The organism is Leisingera sp. ANG1, from assembly GCF_000203975.2.
Taxonomy (GTDB): Bacteria; Pseudomonadota; Alphaproteobacteria; order Rhodobacterales; family Rhodobacteraceae; genus Leisingera.
Map to the genome: position 1 here is coordinate 359,303 of NZ_AFCF02000006.1, position 15,389 is coordinate 374,691.

The following is a 15,389-nucleotide window of genomic DNA, read 5'->3' on the forward strand; positions in this document are numbered from 1 at the left end:
CTTTCTTTTCAAAACCTTGACAGGCAGCGTGAAAAATTTTGCGTTAAATCAGCACTTTAACAGGGCGCCTAAAATTTAGGCATTTGTCCAAAACCGCTCTGAAATAAGAGAAAAGGCGGGATAGCCCAAAGATATCTCCGCAGTTATCCACAGCTTCCGTGGATTTCCCCGCTCTTGATCCTGGCACGCAAACATTGCAGCCATCGCCGGGGAATCATATGTCTTGGCGCATGACTGACCAGCCTTCCGAAACTGCCCCGGATTCGCCTGTCCGCACCGGCTATGCCGTGATTCAGGATTATGTGAAAACTCTGGACGCATCGCCCGGCGTCTACCGGATGCTGGATGCGGACAGCCGGGTGCTTTATGTCGGCAAGGCGCGCAATCTAAAGGCGCGGGTGTCGAACTACACCCGTCCCGGCAACAGTCCGCGGATCGAGCGGATGATCGCTCTGACTGCCTCGATGATGTTTCTGACCACCCGGACGGAAACCGAGGCGTTGCTGCTGGAACAAAACCTGATCAAGCAGCTGAAGCCCAAGTACAACGTGCTGCTGCGCGACGACAAAAGTTTCCCCAATATCCTGGTGGCCAAGGATCATGCTTTTCCGCAGATCAAGAAGCACCGCGGCGCCCGCAAGCAGAAGGGCAGCTATTTCGGCCCCTTCGCCAGCGCAGGCGCGGTGAACCGGACGCTCAACCAGCTGCAAAAGGCGTTCCTGTTGCGCAACTGCTCGGATTCGATGTTCGAGACCCGCACGCGGCCCTGCCTGCAGTACCAGATCAAGCGCTGCACAGCGCCCTGCACTGGGCTGATCAGCGAGGAGGATTATGCCGCCAGCGTGCGTGACGCCGAACGGTTCCTGTCCGGCCGCTCCACCAAGGTGCAGGAGGAACTGGCCGAGCAGATGATGGCTGCATCCGAGGCGATGGAGTTCGAGCGCGCCGCCGCGCTGCGCGACCGGATCAAGGCGCTGACCCAAGTGCAAACTTCGCAAGGCATCAACCCGCGCGGGGTGGCGGAGGCGGATGTGGTCGGCCTGCACATGGATGGCGGCCAGGCCTGCGTGCAGGTCTTCTTCATCCGCGCCAACCAGAACTGGGGCAACCAGGATTTCTACCCGCGGGTGGATGCGGACAACAGTCCGGCAGAGATCATGGAAGCCTTCCTCGGCCAGTTTTACAGCAACAAGGAGCCGCCGCGGCAGTTGATCCTGTCCGACGGTATCGAAAACGCTGACCTGATGGAGGCTGCGCTGAGCGAGAAGGCAGAGCGCAAGGTCGAGCTGCTGGTGCCCCAGCGCGGCGAAAAGACCGAGCTGATCACCTTTGCTGTGCGCAACGCGCGCGAAAGCTTGGCCCGCCGCATGGCCGAAAGCGCGACGCAAGCCAAACTGCTGCGCGGGATTGCCGAAGCCTTTGGGCTGAACGGCCCGCCGCAGCGGATCGAGGTCTACGACAACTCCCACATCCAAGGCACCAATGCCGTGGGCGGCATGATCGTGATGGGGCCGGAGGGCTTCATGAAAAACGCCTACCGCAAGTTCAATATCAGGGGGGACGACCTGGTGCCGGGCGATGACTTCGGCATGATGAAGGAAGTGCTGAACCGCCGCTTCTCGCGCCTTCTGAAAGAAGACCCGGACCGGGAAAAGGGCTTGTGGCCGGACTTGCTGCTGATCGACGGCGGCGCCGGGCAGGTCTCTGCCGTGGCAGAGATTATGGAGGCGCACGGGGTTCAGGACATCCCCATGGTCGGCGTCGCCAAAGGTGTGGATCGCGATCACGGCAAAGAAGAATTTTACCGCCCCGGTGAAAGCGCCTTTGCCCTGCAGCGCAATGACCCGGTGCTCTATTTCGTCCAGCGGATGCGGGACGAGGCGCACCGGTTTGCGATTGGCACCCACCGCGCCAAACGCGCCAAGGCGGTCAGTGCCACGCCATTGGATGAGGTCCCTGGTGTCGGCGCCTCGCGCAAGCGGGCGCTGCTGGCGCATTTCGGCAGCGCCAAGGCCGTGAGCCGCGCCAATCTGGCCGACCTCAAGGCCGTGGATGGGATCTCCGAAGCGCTGGCTGAACGGATCTATGACCACTTCCACGCGCAGGGGTAGGCTGCTGATTTTGGGCTGAGAGGCAATCGTGCTAAGTCTGAAGGGCAGCCCTTAACTGCCCGGAGGAATTATGCCTGTCTCCCTGACCGTGAAAAACGTTGTCTATGACACCTATTCGGTGTCCGGAAAAACGCTGCCGGACATTGCCAAGAGCATCAAGAAAAGCGGCCCCAAAGACCCTAACGACAACAAGAAAGTGGCCTTTCTGACCACCACGGAACTGGAATGCCTGACGGCCAAGGGCAAATATGTGGCTGACGGCAAACCTAAGATCGACAAGAAAACCGGCTGGTTCGAGGTGACGGCCAAGGTCTCAGCGCTGAAACTGATCCTGCACACAACGGTCAAATGCCCCAAACGCTCTGTCAGCGGGTTGTCGCCGCGGGCGCTGATCGAATGGTACCGCTTCTATGCTTGCTGCCTGGTGCATGAGGCGGAACATGTGAGCAAGGCCAAGAAGGAATGCGAGAAGATTGCCAAGGAATTGAACAAGCTCAAGGGTACCGGGCTGGCGGATACTGAAGCGGATGCACTGAAGATGGCACAGGAAGACCTGATGCGGGTGATCAACATTCACATATTCGACGACCGCGACCGTCTGAACGAGATGCACCGGAAATTCGACCGGTCCAGCCATCACGGCGAAAAGAAGGGGGCGCTGCTGGATACTTCGGTGGGGTGAAGAGGACGCGCTCCTAGTGCAAACTTCGCTCGATGACCTCAACCCGCCGCTGCGCTTCTGTGCCTGTTGCCGCTGAATTTTGGCTAACGCCGCTTTCCACTTGCGAAACAGACGGATAATGTGCGCCGCATGAAGTGGACTCTGCCCAATATCCTCACCCTGCTGCGGCTGGTCGCAGCGCCCGGCCTGGCCGTGATGTTCCTGTATTTCAGCCGCCCCTATGCGGACTGGTTTGCCCTGCTGCTGTTTGTGACTGCGGCGGTGACCGACTGGTTCGACGGCTATCTTGCGCGCGCCTGGAAGCAGGAAACCAAGATGGGCGCGATGCTGGATCCGATCGCTGACAAGGCAATGGTGGTCATCGCACTGATGATCCTGGTGGGGTATTCCGCTGAACATTGGACTCCATGGCTGGTGCTGCCCGCCACTGTGATCCTGTTCCGCGAGGTGTTCGTGTCCGGCCTGCGCGAGTACCTTGGTGCAGCGGCCGGCACGCTGAAGGTGACCAAGCTTGCCAAGTGGAAGACCACGGCCCAAATGATCGCCATTGCTACGCTGTTCTCGCAGGGTATCTTTGAGCACTATCTGGTGATGTCCTCGTTTGGCATGGATCAGGCGCTGATCGAACAGATCATGACCGGCCAGGTCTCTGATGAAATGGGCCTGCGCTGGAAATTCGACGGAATGGTCTGGACTGGCCGTATCGGGCTATGGCTGCTGTGGATTGCCGCCGCCCTGACCGCCATCACCGGGATCGACTATTTGCGCAAGGCGATGCCGCATTTGAAGGAGGCTCATTGATGGATGTCCTGTATTTCGCCTGGGTGCGCGAGCGCATTGGCTTGCCGCGCGAGCGGGTGGAAACCACTGCTGCCACGGTGGCGGACCTGGTCGAAGAACTGCGCGCCCGGGAAGACCGCTACGCCGCCGCTTTTGCCGATCTGTCTGCGCTGCGTGTTGCACTGGACCAGGAACTGTCGGAATTCGACGCCCCGCTTGATGGCGTGCGCGAGGTCGCCTTCTTCCCGCCGATGACTGGGGGCTGAACGATGCGGATTTCCGTGCAGGAAGCCCCGTTTGAACTAGGTGCAGAAAGCGATGCCTTTGCAGCAGGTGTGAACAATGCTGGTGCGTTGGTGACCTTCACAGGTGTGGTACGGGACGCCGATCAGGGCGGTCTCCAGGCGATGGAGATCGAGCATTACCCGGGCATGACCGAGAAGGCGCTGACTGCGATAGCCGAGGAGGCCATGAGCCGCTGGTCGCTGGCTGATGCGCTGGTGATCCACCGCCATGGCCGTCTGGCTCCGGGCGAACGCATCATGATGGTTGCCACCGCGGCGCGGCATCGGAAGGATGCCTTCGAGGCGGCGGAGTATCTGATGGATTACCTGAAGTCCCGTGCGCCATTTTGGAAGAAGGAAATCCTCAGCGGTGGAAGTGCGGACTGGGTCGCGGCCAAAGACACTGACGAAGATGCCCTCAAACGCTGGTAAGGCTCCGGGGAGGCGGGTGCTCCCGTCATGCGACCAATCATCATAGATGATTTCCGCCTGTTGGGCCGGGCGCCGCGCTTCGCGAGGCGGTTTGCATTTTGCTGAGAAGGCCTGAAGAGGCAGGCCTGCCCAGTCAGGCTAAGTTCGAGTGTGGTTGAAGGCTGGCGCCTCAAGGACAAGCCGCTTTGCGGGGCCTGCAGCCTCCTTGACCCGCCGGAGTATGAGCCGCCCGCGCCGCGCGACAGCGCGGCGCTTGGCCCAAGTCTGTTCAGATTGTGATGGCGCAGCCAGCGCGGTCTGCAGACGCGGGAGTATCCCGCTGCTTCAAGCTGCTCAGTGCGGGATCTGGCTGCGCAGCTCTTCGGTTTCGCGGCGGGCCTCGCGCAGGCCCTCCATTGCCGCCCGCAGCTCTGCTTCGGTCTGGGTCAGCTGATTGGTCAGCTCCGCCTCGCGCTGCTGCAGATAGGTGATCGCCTGATCGCGGGTTTCCTCCGCCTCATGCAGCTCCTGGCTCATCCGGTCCAGGTCGGCCACGTCGCTCTGACGCACGCGGGTGAAGCGGTGCACCAGCCAGTTGGCGAACCAGCCCATGGCGAAGGCCGCAAACAGGATGATCGCGGTGGTAATGATGAACTCTGTCCTGTTCATTCCTCTGGTGTCTCCTGTGCGCCGTCTGCGCTTTCGGCGGCCGCGCCGCTGTCGTCGTCATTTACTTCAGTCTGCTCCGCCGGGCGGACCAGTTTGAACTCGATGCGGCGGTTGGCCTCGCGGCCTTCCTCGGTGCCGTTGTCGGCAATCGGCTCACTTTCGCCATAGCCCTTGGCCGCGAAAGTCGAAGTCACCACCCGGCGCGCGCGCAGCTCGTTCAGAACCGATTGCGCCCGTGCCTGGCTCAGGTTCTGGTTCATCACTTCGCGGCCCTGGCTGTCGGTATGGCCCTGAATCTCCAGCCGCACCGGGCCGCAGTTGCCCAGCACCTCCGCAATCCGGTCCATGGTGGCAGCGCTTTCGGCGGCAATTGTGGCGGAACCGGGTTCAAAGGCAATTTTCGACTCGGCTTGGGCTCCAGCGAGCTGTGCCTCGCAAAGCTCCGGCGGGATCGGCTGATCCGCAGGCGCAGGTGGTTCCTCATAGGTGATGTCGAGGCCATAAGTCTCTGCCTCGCCCAGTTTGGCGGACAGGAAACGGGAGATCTCGGCAAGTGCATCCTTGCGGTAGCTCATCCCGCGCAGTTCCAGGTTTTCCGGGGTTACTGTCACTGAGCCGCGCTGCAGATAGGAAAGCGCCTCCAGCCCGGCCAGCACCCGAACCGGCCAATCCGCGGGCAGGTCGGCGACGACACGGGTGGCGGTATGCACATTGGCGGAGCCAAAACGTGCCTTGGCATAGCTGTCGGCCACCGTGCGCAGGGCCGCATCGCTCAGCCGGCCGCGCAGCTGGACCTGGCCCTCGGGGCTGAGGGTTGCGGTGAATTCGGGCGGGCCGGCAGTGGCGCTGGCCTCTGGCACCGGCAGAACTGCGTGCAGGGCAAAGACCCGGGGCAGGGCGCTTTCCAGCTCACCCACCACATGGTCGAATGCGCCGCTGGCAGTGCCTTCCGCGGCAACCAGCGTAATGTCGGCGTTGGCAATGGTGACGGTCCCGCCGCCCAGTTCGGCCAGGCTGGCGATGCTCAGTTCCGACGCGCGGGCCCAATTGGGGGAGGGCACCCCCATGCCGATCACGCAGTCTGCTTCGCCTTCAAGCCCGGCCTTGCGGGCGGCTTCCAGGATGCGATTGCGGCTTTCCTCGCTCTCGGCAGAGCAGGCGTCGAACTGGGCGCCGTCCTTGTCCAGCAGGAACCGCAGGGTAAAGGGCGTGATCACCGGACGCGGCGCCGCAATGTCCATCGCCAGCCGCAGCCCCGGGGGGGCCAGACGGCCAAGCTGCTCTTCCAGCTGATGCTTCGCCTCTTCACTGCCGGATATTGCGGTGATGGAGACCTCGCCGGCTTCAACCGAAATCTTGGCGCGGGGCAGCAGCTTCAGTGCTTCGACGGCGAAATCCAAAGCCTGTTGCCAGCCCTCGGGCTTGGCATATTTGGCTGTTTCCAAGAGGTCGGCCACACTGCCTTCACCGGCGAGAGCGTTCAACTGTTTGACCATCGCAGCACGGCCGGAGCCTGCGGGGATCAGACCGATGATCGAAATGCCGCTGTCGTTACGCAGGATTTCAGCGGAAAACCGGGGTGGCGCCAGACCTTTGGCCGGGGGGACCTTCATGCCGTCGATGATCCGCGCCGCGTCGACGACGCCGCCGACAAGCGAAATCACAGAGAACCGGGTTGCTTCGTCCGGGGCGGTGCCTTCGAGCAGTACCTGCAGCCCGTCGGCCGTAACCTCGGCCCAGGTGTGGCCTGCGGTGTCGAGTGTCTCGCGCACCCCGGTTTCGGTGCTGCGTTCCACCGCGGTGACAGCAAACCCGGCAGCAACAAGGCTCAGCCCTGCGGCAGCAGTGAAGGCCAAGCCTGGGATCAGCAGAGAGGACAAGCGCATATGGCGGCAGTTTCCCTTGGTCAGTTAGTGGCTCTTACCCTGCGCGGGGCCGCGGTTCAATCACACGAACATGGCCAGGGCAAAGAAGATCAGCGGGATCAGGCCGGTATCGCGGTTGAGGCGGAACAGCTGCAGCAGCCGTGCATTGTTTTCCGCGTCAAAGGCACGCAGCTGCCAGGTCATGTGCCAGCCCATTGCCCATGGGGCGGCCAACGCCAGTACCAGCGCCAGAACAGAGGCGCTTTCCAGCATTGCACCGATCACCGCCATCGCCATCAGGCAGACAAAGGCGACGATAAAGCGGCGCAGCCACATCGGAGTTTCCGTGCCGAACAGCCGGGCGGTGGATTTCACTCCGATCAACGCGTCGTCCTCTGTGTCCTGGTGGGCATAAATGGTGTCGTAGAACAGCGTCCAAGCGATGCCTGCGAGATACAGCAGCACCGGCGGCCAGCCCATGCTGCCGGTATGCGCCACCCAGGCCAGCATCGCCCCCCAGTTGAAGGCGAGGCCCAGAAACACCTGCGGCCACCAGGTGAACCGTTTGGCAAACGGGTAGACTGCCACGGGCAGCAGCGACAGGATGCCCATGGCTATGGCGGCTTGGTTGAAGGTCAGCAGGATCATCAGGCCCAAAAGGCACTGCAGACCCATCCAGGCCAGCGCGCCCTTGACCGTGACCTGGCCGGAGGGGATCGGGCGTGACCGGGTGCGCTCCACCTGGCCGTCGAAGTTGCGGTCGGTGATGTCATTCCAGGTGCAGCCCGCCCCGCGCATCAGCCATGCGCCGCCCGCGCAGCCGATGGCAATCCACAAGTCGCTCCAGCGCGGGCTTTGATCCGCCAGGATCGCCAGGGCAAGCCCCCACCAGCAAGGGATCAGCAGCAGCCAGGTGCCGATCGGCCGGTCAGCGCGGCTGAGGCGCAGGTAGGGGCGTGCCCACTCCGGGGCATATGTGTCGACCCAGTTTCCCTTGACCGCATCCGCGACCTGACCCTCTGGTGCTGGTGTCTCGCCTTGCATATGTAGGACCCCATGAGTGCGAAAATCAGACTGTATGTAGAGCACCCTTTGGGGGCAGGGCAATCACTTCCCTTGGATCGTGATCAAGCGCATTACCTGTTCGGAGTGATGCGTCTGACGGCGGGCGCCCATGTGGCGTTGTTTAACGGCAAGGACGGCGAGTGGCTTGCCGAGGTTGCGGAGGCAGGCAAGCGCGGCGGCACGTTGGTTTGCCAGGAGCAGTCCAAGCCCTTGCAGCTGCCGCCGGACCTGTGGCTGATGTTTGCGCCGATCAAGAAAGCGCGCACTGACTTTATCGTTGAAAAGGCCGCTGAGATGGGCGCTGCGCGCATCCTGCCGGTACAGACGGAGTTCACCAATTCCGAGCGCATCCGCCAGGACCGGCTGCAGGCCCATGCGGTGGAGGCGGCGGAGCAATGCGGCGGCACCTATGTGCCGGAAGTGGCGGACCTGCAGAAGCTGTCCCGCCTGCTGGACCAATGGCCAATTGAGCGGCAGCTGATGTTCTGCGACGAGGCGGAGGTCGGCAATGCGCTGCAACTGGCCGCAGAGACGCAGAAGGGCGCCTCTTGGGCCATTCTGATCGGCCCCGAAGGCGGATTTTCAGAGACAGAGCGCAAGCGGCTGCACACGCTGCCGCAATCCCATGTGGTCAGCCTCGGCCCCCGCATCCTGCGCGCCGATACCGCTGCGGTGGCGGCAATGACCCTTTGGCAGCAGGCGCTGGGGGATTGGTAGAAGGAGGCTGCGTGACTCTGGTCACAGACTGGAAACCATTTTCGGTTAACCTTTGAGTGTGCCGCGGCGTCCGCGGCCATTGCATCTGCGGCCCGGGCCCCACAAGTAAGGAGGGCACGGCAGGCTGTACCGGCTGCCAGACGTTTGAATGAGGCGAAACACATGAGTTTCATCCGCCCCGAAGCCCGCGAAACCCTGTGGCAATGGCGCGAAGTCCTTGCCGCCGCGCTGATGTTCCTGCTGGGACTGAAATGGGCGTATTCCGCGGCCGGCTTCACCGCGATCACCGGCTGGGCGCTGGTTGCCACCGGGCTTGTCGCTGCCGTCATCGGCGTCCAGCGGATGCGGTTCCGGCGCGGCAGCGGCGGTCCTGGCGTGGTGCAAGTGGATGAGGGGCAGATTGCCTATTTCGGGCCGCTCAACGGCGGCGCTGTAGCAGCCTCGGAACTGGAGCGGCTGGCTCTGGATCACACGTCCAAACCGCCGCACTGGCTGCTGGAGCAGCCCGGCCAGCCGCCGCTGGCAATCCCGGTGAATGCCGAAGGCTACGAGGCACTGTTTGACGTCTTTGCCGCCCTTCCCGGCCTCAAGACGGAGCGGATGCTGGCGGAGCTGCGCCGCCGCGGCCCTCACCAGGTCGTGATCTGGGAGCGCGCCGCCAGCCGCCCGGAACATCAGCGCCTGCATTGACACTGGCGGCGATTCCGCCCACGACTGACCCTTCAAGACAGATCTAACAGGACGGAGTGCCAGGCATGTCCATTCCCCAGTCCGGCGGCGGGCCGATCGAACGCCACGAGCAGCTTGCCCAGTATCTTGCCGACGGCTGCAAACCCAAGGAAGACTGGCGCATCGGCACCGAGCATGAGAAGTTCGGCTTCTGCAAGGACACGCTAAAGCCGCTGCCCTATGCCGGTGAACGCTCCATCCTGGCGGTGCTGGAAGGCCTGCGCGACGGCCATGGCTGGGCGCCGCTGACCGAAGGCGACAACCTCATCGGCCTGACCAAGGACGGCGCCAACATCAGCCTGGAGCCGGGCGGCCAGCTCGAGCTTTCGGGCGCGCCGCTGGAAACCATCCATGAGACTTGCGATGAGGTGAACGCCCACCTGCGCGACGTCAAGGACATCGCCGACAAGATCGGCGTCGGCTTTATCGGTCTGGGTGCCGCCCCTGTGTGGCGCCATGAAGACATGCCGCTGATGCCCAAGGGCCGCTACAAGCTGATGGACGGCTACATGCAGGAAGTCGGCACCATGGGCACCACCATGATGCGCCGCACCTGCACCGTGCAGGTGAACCTCGACTTCTCGTCCGAGGCCGACATGGTGCAGAAACTCCGGGTGGCGCTGGCACTGCAGCCGGTGGCCACGGCACTGTTTTCCAATTCCCCGTTCCTGGACGGCAAGCCCAACGGCCACAAGTCCTGGCGCGCCCGCGTCTGGCGCTCGCTGGACGCCGACCGCACCGGCATGCTGCCGTTTGTGTTCGAGGAAGGCTTCGGTTTTGAAGCCTGGGTGCAGTATGCACTCGATGTGCCGATGTATTTCGTCTACCGCAACGGCGAGTACATCAATGCGCTGGGAATGTCCTTCCGCGACTTCCTGAAGGGCGAGCTGCCCGCGCTACCAGGCGAAACCCCGACGCTCAGCGACTGGGCGGACCACCTGACCACCATCTTCCCCGAGGCCCGCATTAAGAAATTCATCGAGATGCGCGGCGCCGACGGCGGCCCCTGGCGCCGCCTTTGCGCGCTGCCGGCCTTTTGGGTTGGCCTCACCTATGATCAAACCGCGCTTGATGCCGCCTGGGACCTGGTCAAGGGGTGGGACGCGGAAACCCGCGACGCGCTGCGCGTTGCCGCCTCCGAGCAGGGGCTGCAGGCCAAGGTGAATGGCATCAGCATGCACGAGCTGGCCCGCGAAGTGGTAGCAATCTCCGAAAGCGGCCTCAAGGCCCGCGCCCGCCCCGGCGCAGGCGGGCTGGTGCCGGATGAAACCCATTTCCTGAACGCGCTGAAAGACAGCCTGGAAACCGGCAAGGTGCCCGCGGACGAGCTGCTGGAGCGGTACAACGGCGCCTGGGAAGGTGACCTCAGCCGGATCTACGGTGAGTTTGCCTACTGACAGCCGGCAATCTTGCACCTGCACACCCAGCTATTCCGCAAGGGAAGGGCTGGGTTTTTCCATTCTGCGGCCCCGGCACAGCCTGCGGCTTTCAGCGGGGTCAGGGCATTGCCTGACCAGAGTTGTTTTGCGGCTTGCCGGCAAAATTGCACACGGATATTCAGCCGCTGTTCATTGAAACAAAGGTTTGAACTATGCGCGATTTTTTCATCTCGGCCTTCGAGAAACTTGTTGGCCTGATTGTCATTCTGATGGTTGTCGGTGTGCTCGGTGGTGCCGCTGCAATTTACTCCGATCCCTTCAAGGGCGGTACCCTTCCCGCCCTTTTGGTGCTGCTGGGCGGGCTGCTCTACGTGATCATGCTGGGCGGAATGCTGTACCTGTTCCTTGGCATCTACCACAACACCAAACGCACCGCTGAGGCCGTGGACCGTCAGGCGCGGAGCTGACACTGCTGTAAAGAAAACCGGCGGCAGGTTGCCCTGCCGCCGGCTGTTTTTCGTGAGTGGCAGCTTCAGGCCTTATTGCGCCTGAAGTTCTTCCGGGGTCTTATCAGCAATATCGGTCCAGTTAACGCTGGCTTTCTCGATGAAGCCCGGGATGTCGCCTTCCCAGCGTTCCTGAATGTCCTGCGACAGGTTCAGGTACAGGGTGTTGTCGACGATCTTCCAGTGGTTCGGATCACCGTCGAACTTGAAGCCCATCGCGGTGCCAAAGGCGCAGTAGCCGCCGTATGCCGGCACATAGGCTTCGGGATTCTTTTCAAACGCCGCTTTGTGCTCTTCCGAGGCGAAGCGGTAGGTTGCGTCATTGTAAATGGAAGTGATTTTGTAGCTGCCCTTGGTGGGGGCACCGTCCGTGAAATATGCGACCGGGTCATAGCCCTGCATGGCCAGGCCGGTGGAGGATGCGTTGATCTCAACGCCCGCCGCCAGTGCCGAGGTTGCCATTGCAACCGACAGAGCCACACCGCTGATCAGTGCTTTTACTTTGTTCATGGTCCCGTCCTTTCAAATCCCGGCCGCGGCGTTCCCAAATGCTTGCCCAGCCGGCGTTTCACCATGTGTGCCGCGGTATGCTGCGGGTCACGGCACCGATGTGGAGAGCCGGGCGATCACATTCAAAACAACTCAATTTGACTGTGCGCAAGCCGGATACCGCTTGTGCATTTTTGCGCAGAACGGGTGACAGGCGGCACAGATGCAGGCAGACTGGTCACAGTAAAACGGGAGAACAGGATGACACACCCATTCCCCACCCGCCGCGAAGTGCTGGGTAGCCTTCTTGCGGCTGCTGTGTTTGCAGGGGCGGCTGCAGCCCAGAGCATAAGCGGCAGTTACCGCGCCGAGGGCCGCAATCCCGATGGCAGCACCTATTCCGGTACGGTTCAGATCAACGACAATGGCGGCGTGGTCGAAATGAACTGGCAAGTCGGAGCCCAGGCTTATGCCGGGACCGGCACACGTAACGGCGATGTGGTCTGGGTCGATTGGGGCGATACCTATCCGGTGGTCTACGTGCGGATGCCTAGCGGAGAGCTGCACGGCACCTGGTCGAATGGCCGCGCGCTGGAACGGCTCATTCCTTAGCCTGCAGGGACAGGACAAAGCGGATCACTTTCTCCGCCGGCATCTCGCAGGGTTTCAGCCGTGCTCCGGACCTGAGCCGGTAGAGATTTAGGCTGATGTAATCCGTGCCGCCCAGTTCCCGTGCCACCAGCTTCTGTGATTTTCCGTTTGCCAGGTTTTCGCGGCAAACCATGTATCTGCGCCCTTCCGCGGTCCCGGTGAAGGCACCAAGGGGAAGGGCGTCAAAAGCTGCCAGAAACGCCTGCAGCTCCTTTGCTGTCACTTCTGGCCGATACGCGGTTCAGTGCCTGCCCGCAGGCGCGCAATATTGGCGGAGTGCCGGATGAAGACCACCGCGGCCAGCAGCAGTGCGAGCAGCGCAACCACCTGGTATCCCAGCAGTATGGCCCAGACTGCGCCTGAAGCGGCTGAAACCAGCGCCCCCATTGAGGATATCCGGGTCACGGCGGCTGCCGCGAGCCAGGTCAGGCAGCAGGCGATGCCAACCGGCCAGGCCAGCGCCAGCATCAGCCCCAGGAAGGTGGCCACACCTTTGCCGCCCTTGAAGCCCAGCCAGACCGGAAAGCAGTGGCCGAGGAAAGCCATCAGACCTGCCGCCTGCGCCGCATCCTCGCCAGCCAGGGAGCGGGCCAGCAGCACCGCCGCCGCGCCCTTGCCGCCATCCAGGAGGAGTGTCAGTGCCGCGGCGGCCTTGCTGCCGGTGCGCAGCACGTTGGTGGTGCCGATGTTGCCCGATCCGATCTCGCGCAGGTTGCCAAGGCCAAAGACCCTGGTGACAAGCATGCCGAAGGGCACCGAGCCGAGGCCATATCCGATTACCGCCCACAGGATCAGAACCGCCGCTGAACTTTCCAGTACTGGCATCAGTCTCTCCGGTAGACAGGCTCACCTGCCACATATGTCGCTTCGACCCGGCCCTGCATCCGCTGGCCGTCATAGGGTGTGTTCTGCGATTTCGAGCGCAGCTTGAAGCGATCCAGCACAAACGGAACGTCCGCATCAAACAGCACCAGATCGGCAGGCGCACCTGCCGCCAGGCGGCCGCTGTCCAGCCCCAGCCGCCGGGCTGGGTTCAGCGACATTGCACGGAACAGGGCTGGCAGGTCCAGCAGCTCCGCATGGTAGAGGCGCAGCGCTGCAGGCAGCAGCGTTTCCAGCGCCACCGCGCCGGCCGCAGCTTCCTCAAACGGCAGGCGCTTGCTTTCCTCATCCTGCGGCGTGTGCATGGAGGAGATGATGTCGATCAGCCCGGTCCGCACCGCCTCAACCACTGCCAGCCGGTCATCCTCGGAACGCAACGGCGGCTTCACCTTGAAGAAACTGCGGTAGCCTGCCACGTCCAGCTCATTGAGCGTCAAGTGATGGATCGAGGTACCTGCAGTGATGTCCAGCCCATTGGCCTTGGCGCGCTCCAGCGCGGGCAGGGCGCGCGCGGTGGTGATCTGGTCGGCGTGGTATTTCGCACCGGTCATTTCCAAGAGCGCAATATCGCGGTCCAGCCCCATCCGTTCCGCCATCGGGGAAACAGCCGGCAGTCCGTAGAGCGCTGCGAACTTGCCGCTGGTGGCGGCAGCGCCCTTGCTCAGAACCGGTTCTTGCGGGTGGGCGATGACCAGCGCGCCGCAAGACCGCGCATAGGTCAGGGCCCGCTGGAACACTTTGGTGTTGCTGACCACATGGTCGCAATCGGAAAACGCCACCGCGCCGGCATCCATCAGAAAGCCGATCTCGGTCATTTCGCGGCCTTCGCGTCCCTTGGTCAGTGCCGCCATTGGCAACACGTTAACCGGCGCATCTGCCTGGGCGCGCCGGGTGACAAACTCCAGCGTCTCCGGGCTGTCAATCGCGGGTGTGGTATCGGGACGGGTGACGATGGTTGTGACACCGCCCGCCGCCGCTGCCAGTCCTGCGGATTTGTAGCTTTCCTTATGACGCTCGCCCGGCTCGCAGACCTTGACGCCAATGTCGACAATGCCCGGCGCCAGGCATTTGCCGCCGCAATTCACCTCGGTCACATCTTCCGGCGTGAGGCCATGCGCGCGCAGCATCCGGGCGGAATCGGCAGCATCCTTTTCAACCGCTGCGATCCGCCCGTCCCGCACGAGAACCGCGCCCGGCGTGTCGGTGCCTGCCTCGGGATCGATCAGGCGGGCGTTGATAAAGAGAGTGCTCATGCCTTGGCTCTTTCGATTGCGTTTTGGGTCGCGGCCGGGTCGGCCTGGTATTTGATCAGGTGCTTGTCGCCGCCTTTGGTGACGACCTGCACATAGCTGCCCATGGTTTTGACAGCTTCGATTTGGGAGACCGGCACCGAACGCCCTGCCGGGCCGGAGAGGGTCTCTTGTGTCAGTGTCCAGACCACCGCCAGTTCCTCGCTGGCCATGTACCAGCCGCGCAAGGCAATGGCCGCCAGCCCTCCCACGGCGCCGGTCCAGATGTGGGCGCTGTCCAAGAACCACAGGACCGCCATAGCGCCGCCCATGCCAATTGCCGCCATCCAAGCGTGCGCGCGGATGTAGGCGCCGCGGTCGGGTTTGAATTCTATCGCCGTCATCAGAACACCATGGCCCATACAGCCAAGGCAATCAGGACCATGACAATGGCAAACAGGGCGGCGCCTATGCGGCGGGCTTGGCTGCGGGCCTCTCGCGGGGAAAGCTTGGGCGCGGAATAGGGCTTGGCGCTTTCCGACGTGGCCGGGGCTGCGCTCCAATTGGTCTGCCGCTCGCCATAGGTGCCCTTAAGCACGATCTGTTCTGCCGGGGTCAGACGCGTCTCTTCACCGCCGAAGGCGCGGGAGCGGATAAGCAGAACGTGGCCGTCCACCGCCTGCAGCATTTCGTGGTCCTCCTCGACCAGCGCGCGCGGCACGCCGCAGCCTTCGATAAGGTAACCGGCCAGACCAATTTCCTCCAGGTCTGACACCGGGAAGATTTCCACCTGCTCCATGTCCAGAGTTTTGATGCCCAGCACCTGCGCCAGCGCGCCCGGTTCCTTCAGGAAGGCCGCCTGTTCGGGCCGCATGTCCAGGACAAACAGCCGGATTACGCCGCGCTCACCCGCCGGGATTCGGATCACACCGCTCATCCC

At 62.8% G+C, this 15,389-nt stretch carries 19 protein-coding genes; 10 read left to right on the forward strand and 9 right to left on the reverse strand.

Annotated elements, in window-relative coordinates; translation table 11 throughout:
* The first annotated feature begins 218 nt into the window (after positions 1–218).
* From uvrC to GC1_RS11230, 5 genes are all read left to right on the forward strand, one after another.
* Entirely contained in the window at positions 219–2,111 is a 1,893-nt protein-coding gene (uvrC, locus tag GC1_RS11210; protein ID WP_019297157.1) for an excinuclease ABC subunit UvrC, read from the forward strand.
* Positions 2,112–2,181: 70 nt separating this feature from the next.
* Positions 2,182–2,793 carry a DUF922 domain-containing protein gene (locus GC1_RS11215; RefSeq protein ID WP_019297156.1) on the forward strand — a complete coding sequence of 204 codons (612 nt, stop codon included), beginning with the start codon at positions 2,182–2,184 and terminating at the stop codon, positions 2,791–2,793.
* Positions 2,794–2,922: 129 nt separating this feature from the next.
* The gene (pgsA, locus tag GC1_RS11220; RefSeq protein WP_019297155.1) at positions 2,923–3,594 is read left to right on the forward strand and encodes a CDP-diacylglycerol--glycerol-3-phosphate 3-phosphatidyltransferase; all 672 of its coding nucleotides are present in this window, start codon (positions 2,923–2,925) and stop codon (positions 3,592–3,594) included.
* Positions 3,594–3,839: a molybdopterin converting factor subunit 1 gene (gene moaD / locus GC1_RS11225; protein WP_019297154.1), complete on the forward strand. Its 246-nt coding sequence runs from the start codon at positions 3,594–3,596 to the stop codon at positions 3,837–3,839. The genes pgsA and moaD overlap by 1 nt, the downstream gene beginning before the upstream one ends.
* 3 nt (positions 3,840–3,842) lie before the next feature.
* Positions 3,843–4,289, forward strand: a complete 447-nt coding sequence (locus GC1_RS11230) for a molybdenum cofactor biosynthesis protein MoaE (RefSeq protein WP_019297153.1) — start codon at positions 3,843–3,845, stop codon at positions 4,287–4,289.
* A 333-nt stretch (positions 4,290–4,622) separates the two neighbouring features.
* Here the strand turns inward: GC1_RS11230 and GC1_RS11235 are convergent, their stop codons facing one another.
* From GC1_RS11235 to ubiA, 3 genes are read right to left on the reverse strand one after another with little or no spacing between them, the layout of a single operon-like run.
* Positions 4,623–4,937, reverse strand: coding sequence for a hypothetical protein (locus GC1_RS11235; RefSeq protein WP_019297152.1), 315 nt, complete (start codon positions 4,935–4,937; stop codon positions 4,623–4,625).
* Positions 4,934–6,823, reverse strand: coding sequence for an OmpA family protein (locus GC1_RS11240; RefSeq protein ID WP_019297151.1), 1,890 nt, complete (start codon positions 6,821–6,823; stop codon positions 4,934–4,936). The genes GC1_RS11235 and GC1_RS11240 overlap by 4 nt, the downstream gene beginning before the upstream one ends.
* A 60-nt stretch (positions 6,824–6,883) precedes the next feature.
* Complete coding sequence (ubiA, locus tag GC1_RS11245; RefSeq protein ID WP_019297150.1) at positions 6,884–7,846, reverse strand: 4-hydroxybenzoate octaprenyltransferase; 963 nt, start codon at positions 7,844–7,846, stop codon at positions 6,884–6,886.
* Positions 7,847–7,858: 12 nt separating this feature from the next.
* Here ubiA and GC1_RS11250 point away from each other — a divergent pair, with 12 nt between their 5' ends.
* The 4 genes from GC1_RS11250 to GC1_RS11265 all read left to right on the forward strand — a co-directional run bounded on the left by GC1_RS11250 (position 7,859) and on the right by GC1_RS11265 (position 11,159).
* Positions 7,859–8,584, forward strand: a complete 726-nt coding sequence (locus GC1_RS11250; RefSeq protein WP_019297149.1) for a 16S rRNA (uracil(1498)-N(3))-methyltransferase — start codon at positions 7,859–7,861, stop codon at positions 8,582–8,584.
* A gap of 162 nt (positions 8,585–8,746) precedes the next feature.
* Positions 8,747–9,274 (forward strand): hypothetical protein, encoded by a 528-nt coding sequence (locus tag GC1_RS11255; RefSeq protein ID WP_019297148.1) that lies wholly within the window; start codon positions 8,747–8,749, stop codon positions 9,272–9,274.
* 65 nt (positions 9,275–9,339) lie between these two features.
* Positions 9,340–10,710 (forward strand): glutamate--cysteine ligase, encoded by a 1,371-nt coding sequence (locus GC1_RS11260; protein ID WP_019297147.1) that lies wholly within the window; start codon positions 9,340–9,342, stop codon positions 10,708–10,710.
* A 194-nt stretch (positions 10,711–10,904) separates the two neighbouring features.
* The gene (locus tag GC1_RS11265) at positions 10,905–11,159 is read left to right on the forward strand and encodes a hypothetical protein (RefSeq protein WP_019297146.1); all 255 of its coding nucleotides are present in this window, start codon (positions 10,905–10,907) and stop codon (positions 11,157–11,159) included.
* A gap of 72 nt (positions 11,160–11,231) precedes the next feature.
* On the opposite strand, the gene GC1_RS11270 is transcribed toward GC1_RS11265, so the two are convergent.
* On the reverse strand, positions 11,232–11,708 hold the full coding sequence (locus tag GC1_RS11270; RefSeq protein ID WP_019297145.1) for a YHS domain-containing (seleno)protein: 477 nt from the start codon (positions 11,706–11,708) through the stop codon (positions 11,232–11,234).
* A 240-nt stretch (positions 11,709–11,948) separates the two neighbouring features.
* Here GC1_RS11270 and lfb1 point away from each other — a divergent pair, with 240 nt between their 5' ends.
* Positions 11,949–12,299 (forward strand): LIC10280 family protein, encoded by a 351-nt coding sequence (lfb1, locus tag GC1_RS11275; RefSeq protein ID WP_019297144.1) that lies wholly within the window; start codon positions 11,949–11,951, stop codon positions 12,297–12,299.
* On the opposite strand, the gene GC1_RS11280 is transcribed toward lfb1, so the two are convergent.
* The 5 genes from GC1_RS11280 to GC1_RS11300 are packed head-to-tail and all read right to left on the reverse strand — an operon-like array spanning position 12,289 to position 15,386.
* On the reverse strand, positions 12,289–12,561 hold the full coding sequence (locus GC1_RS11280) for a hypothetical protein (protein ID WP_019297143.1): 273 nt from the start codon (positions 12,559–12,561) through the stop codon (positions 12,289–12,291). The genes lfb1 and GC1_RS11280 overlap by 11 nt on opposite strands.
* Positions 12,558–13,163: a glycerol-3-phosphate 1-O-acyltransferase PlsY gene (gene plsY / locus GC1_RS11285; protein WP_019297142.1), complete on the reverse strand. Its 606-nt coding sequence runs from the start codon at positions 13,161–13,163 to the stop codon at positions 12,558–12,560. Before plsY ends, GC1_RS11280 begins: the two co-directional genes overlap by 4 nt.
* Positions 13,163–14,473: a dihydroorotase gene (gene pyrC, locus GC1_RS11290; protein ID WP_019297141.1), complete on the reverse strand. Its 1,311-nt coding sequence runs from the start codon at positions 14,471–14,473 to the stop codon at positions 13,163–13,165. Before pyrC ends, plsY begins: the two co-directional genes overlap by 1 nt.
* A complete protein-coding gene (locus GC1_RS11295) occupies positions 14,470–14,853 on the reverse strand; it encodes a hypothetical protein (RefSeq protein WP_029204904.1) in 384 nt (127 codons plus the stop codon). The genes pyrC and GC1_RS11295 overlap by 4 nt, the downstream gene beginning before the upstream one ends.
* Complete coding sequence (locus GC1_RS11300) at positions 14,853–15,386, reverse strand: hypothetical protein (protein WP_019297139.1); 534 nt, start codon at positions 15,384–15,386, stop codon at positions 14,853–14,855. Before GC1_RS11300 ends, GC1_RS11295 begins: the two co-directional genes overlap by 1 nt.
* Positions 15,387–15,389: the final 3 nt, after the last annotated feature.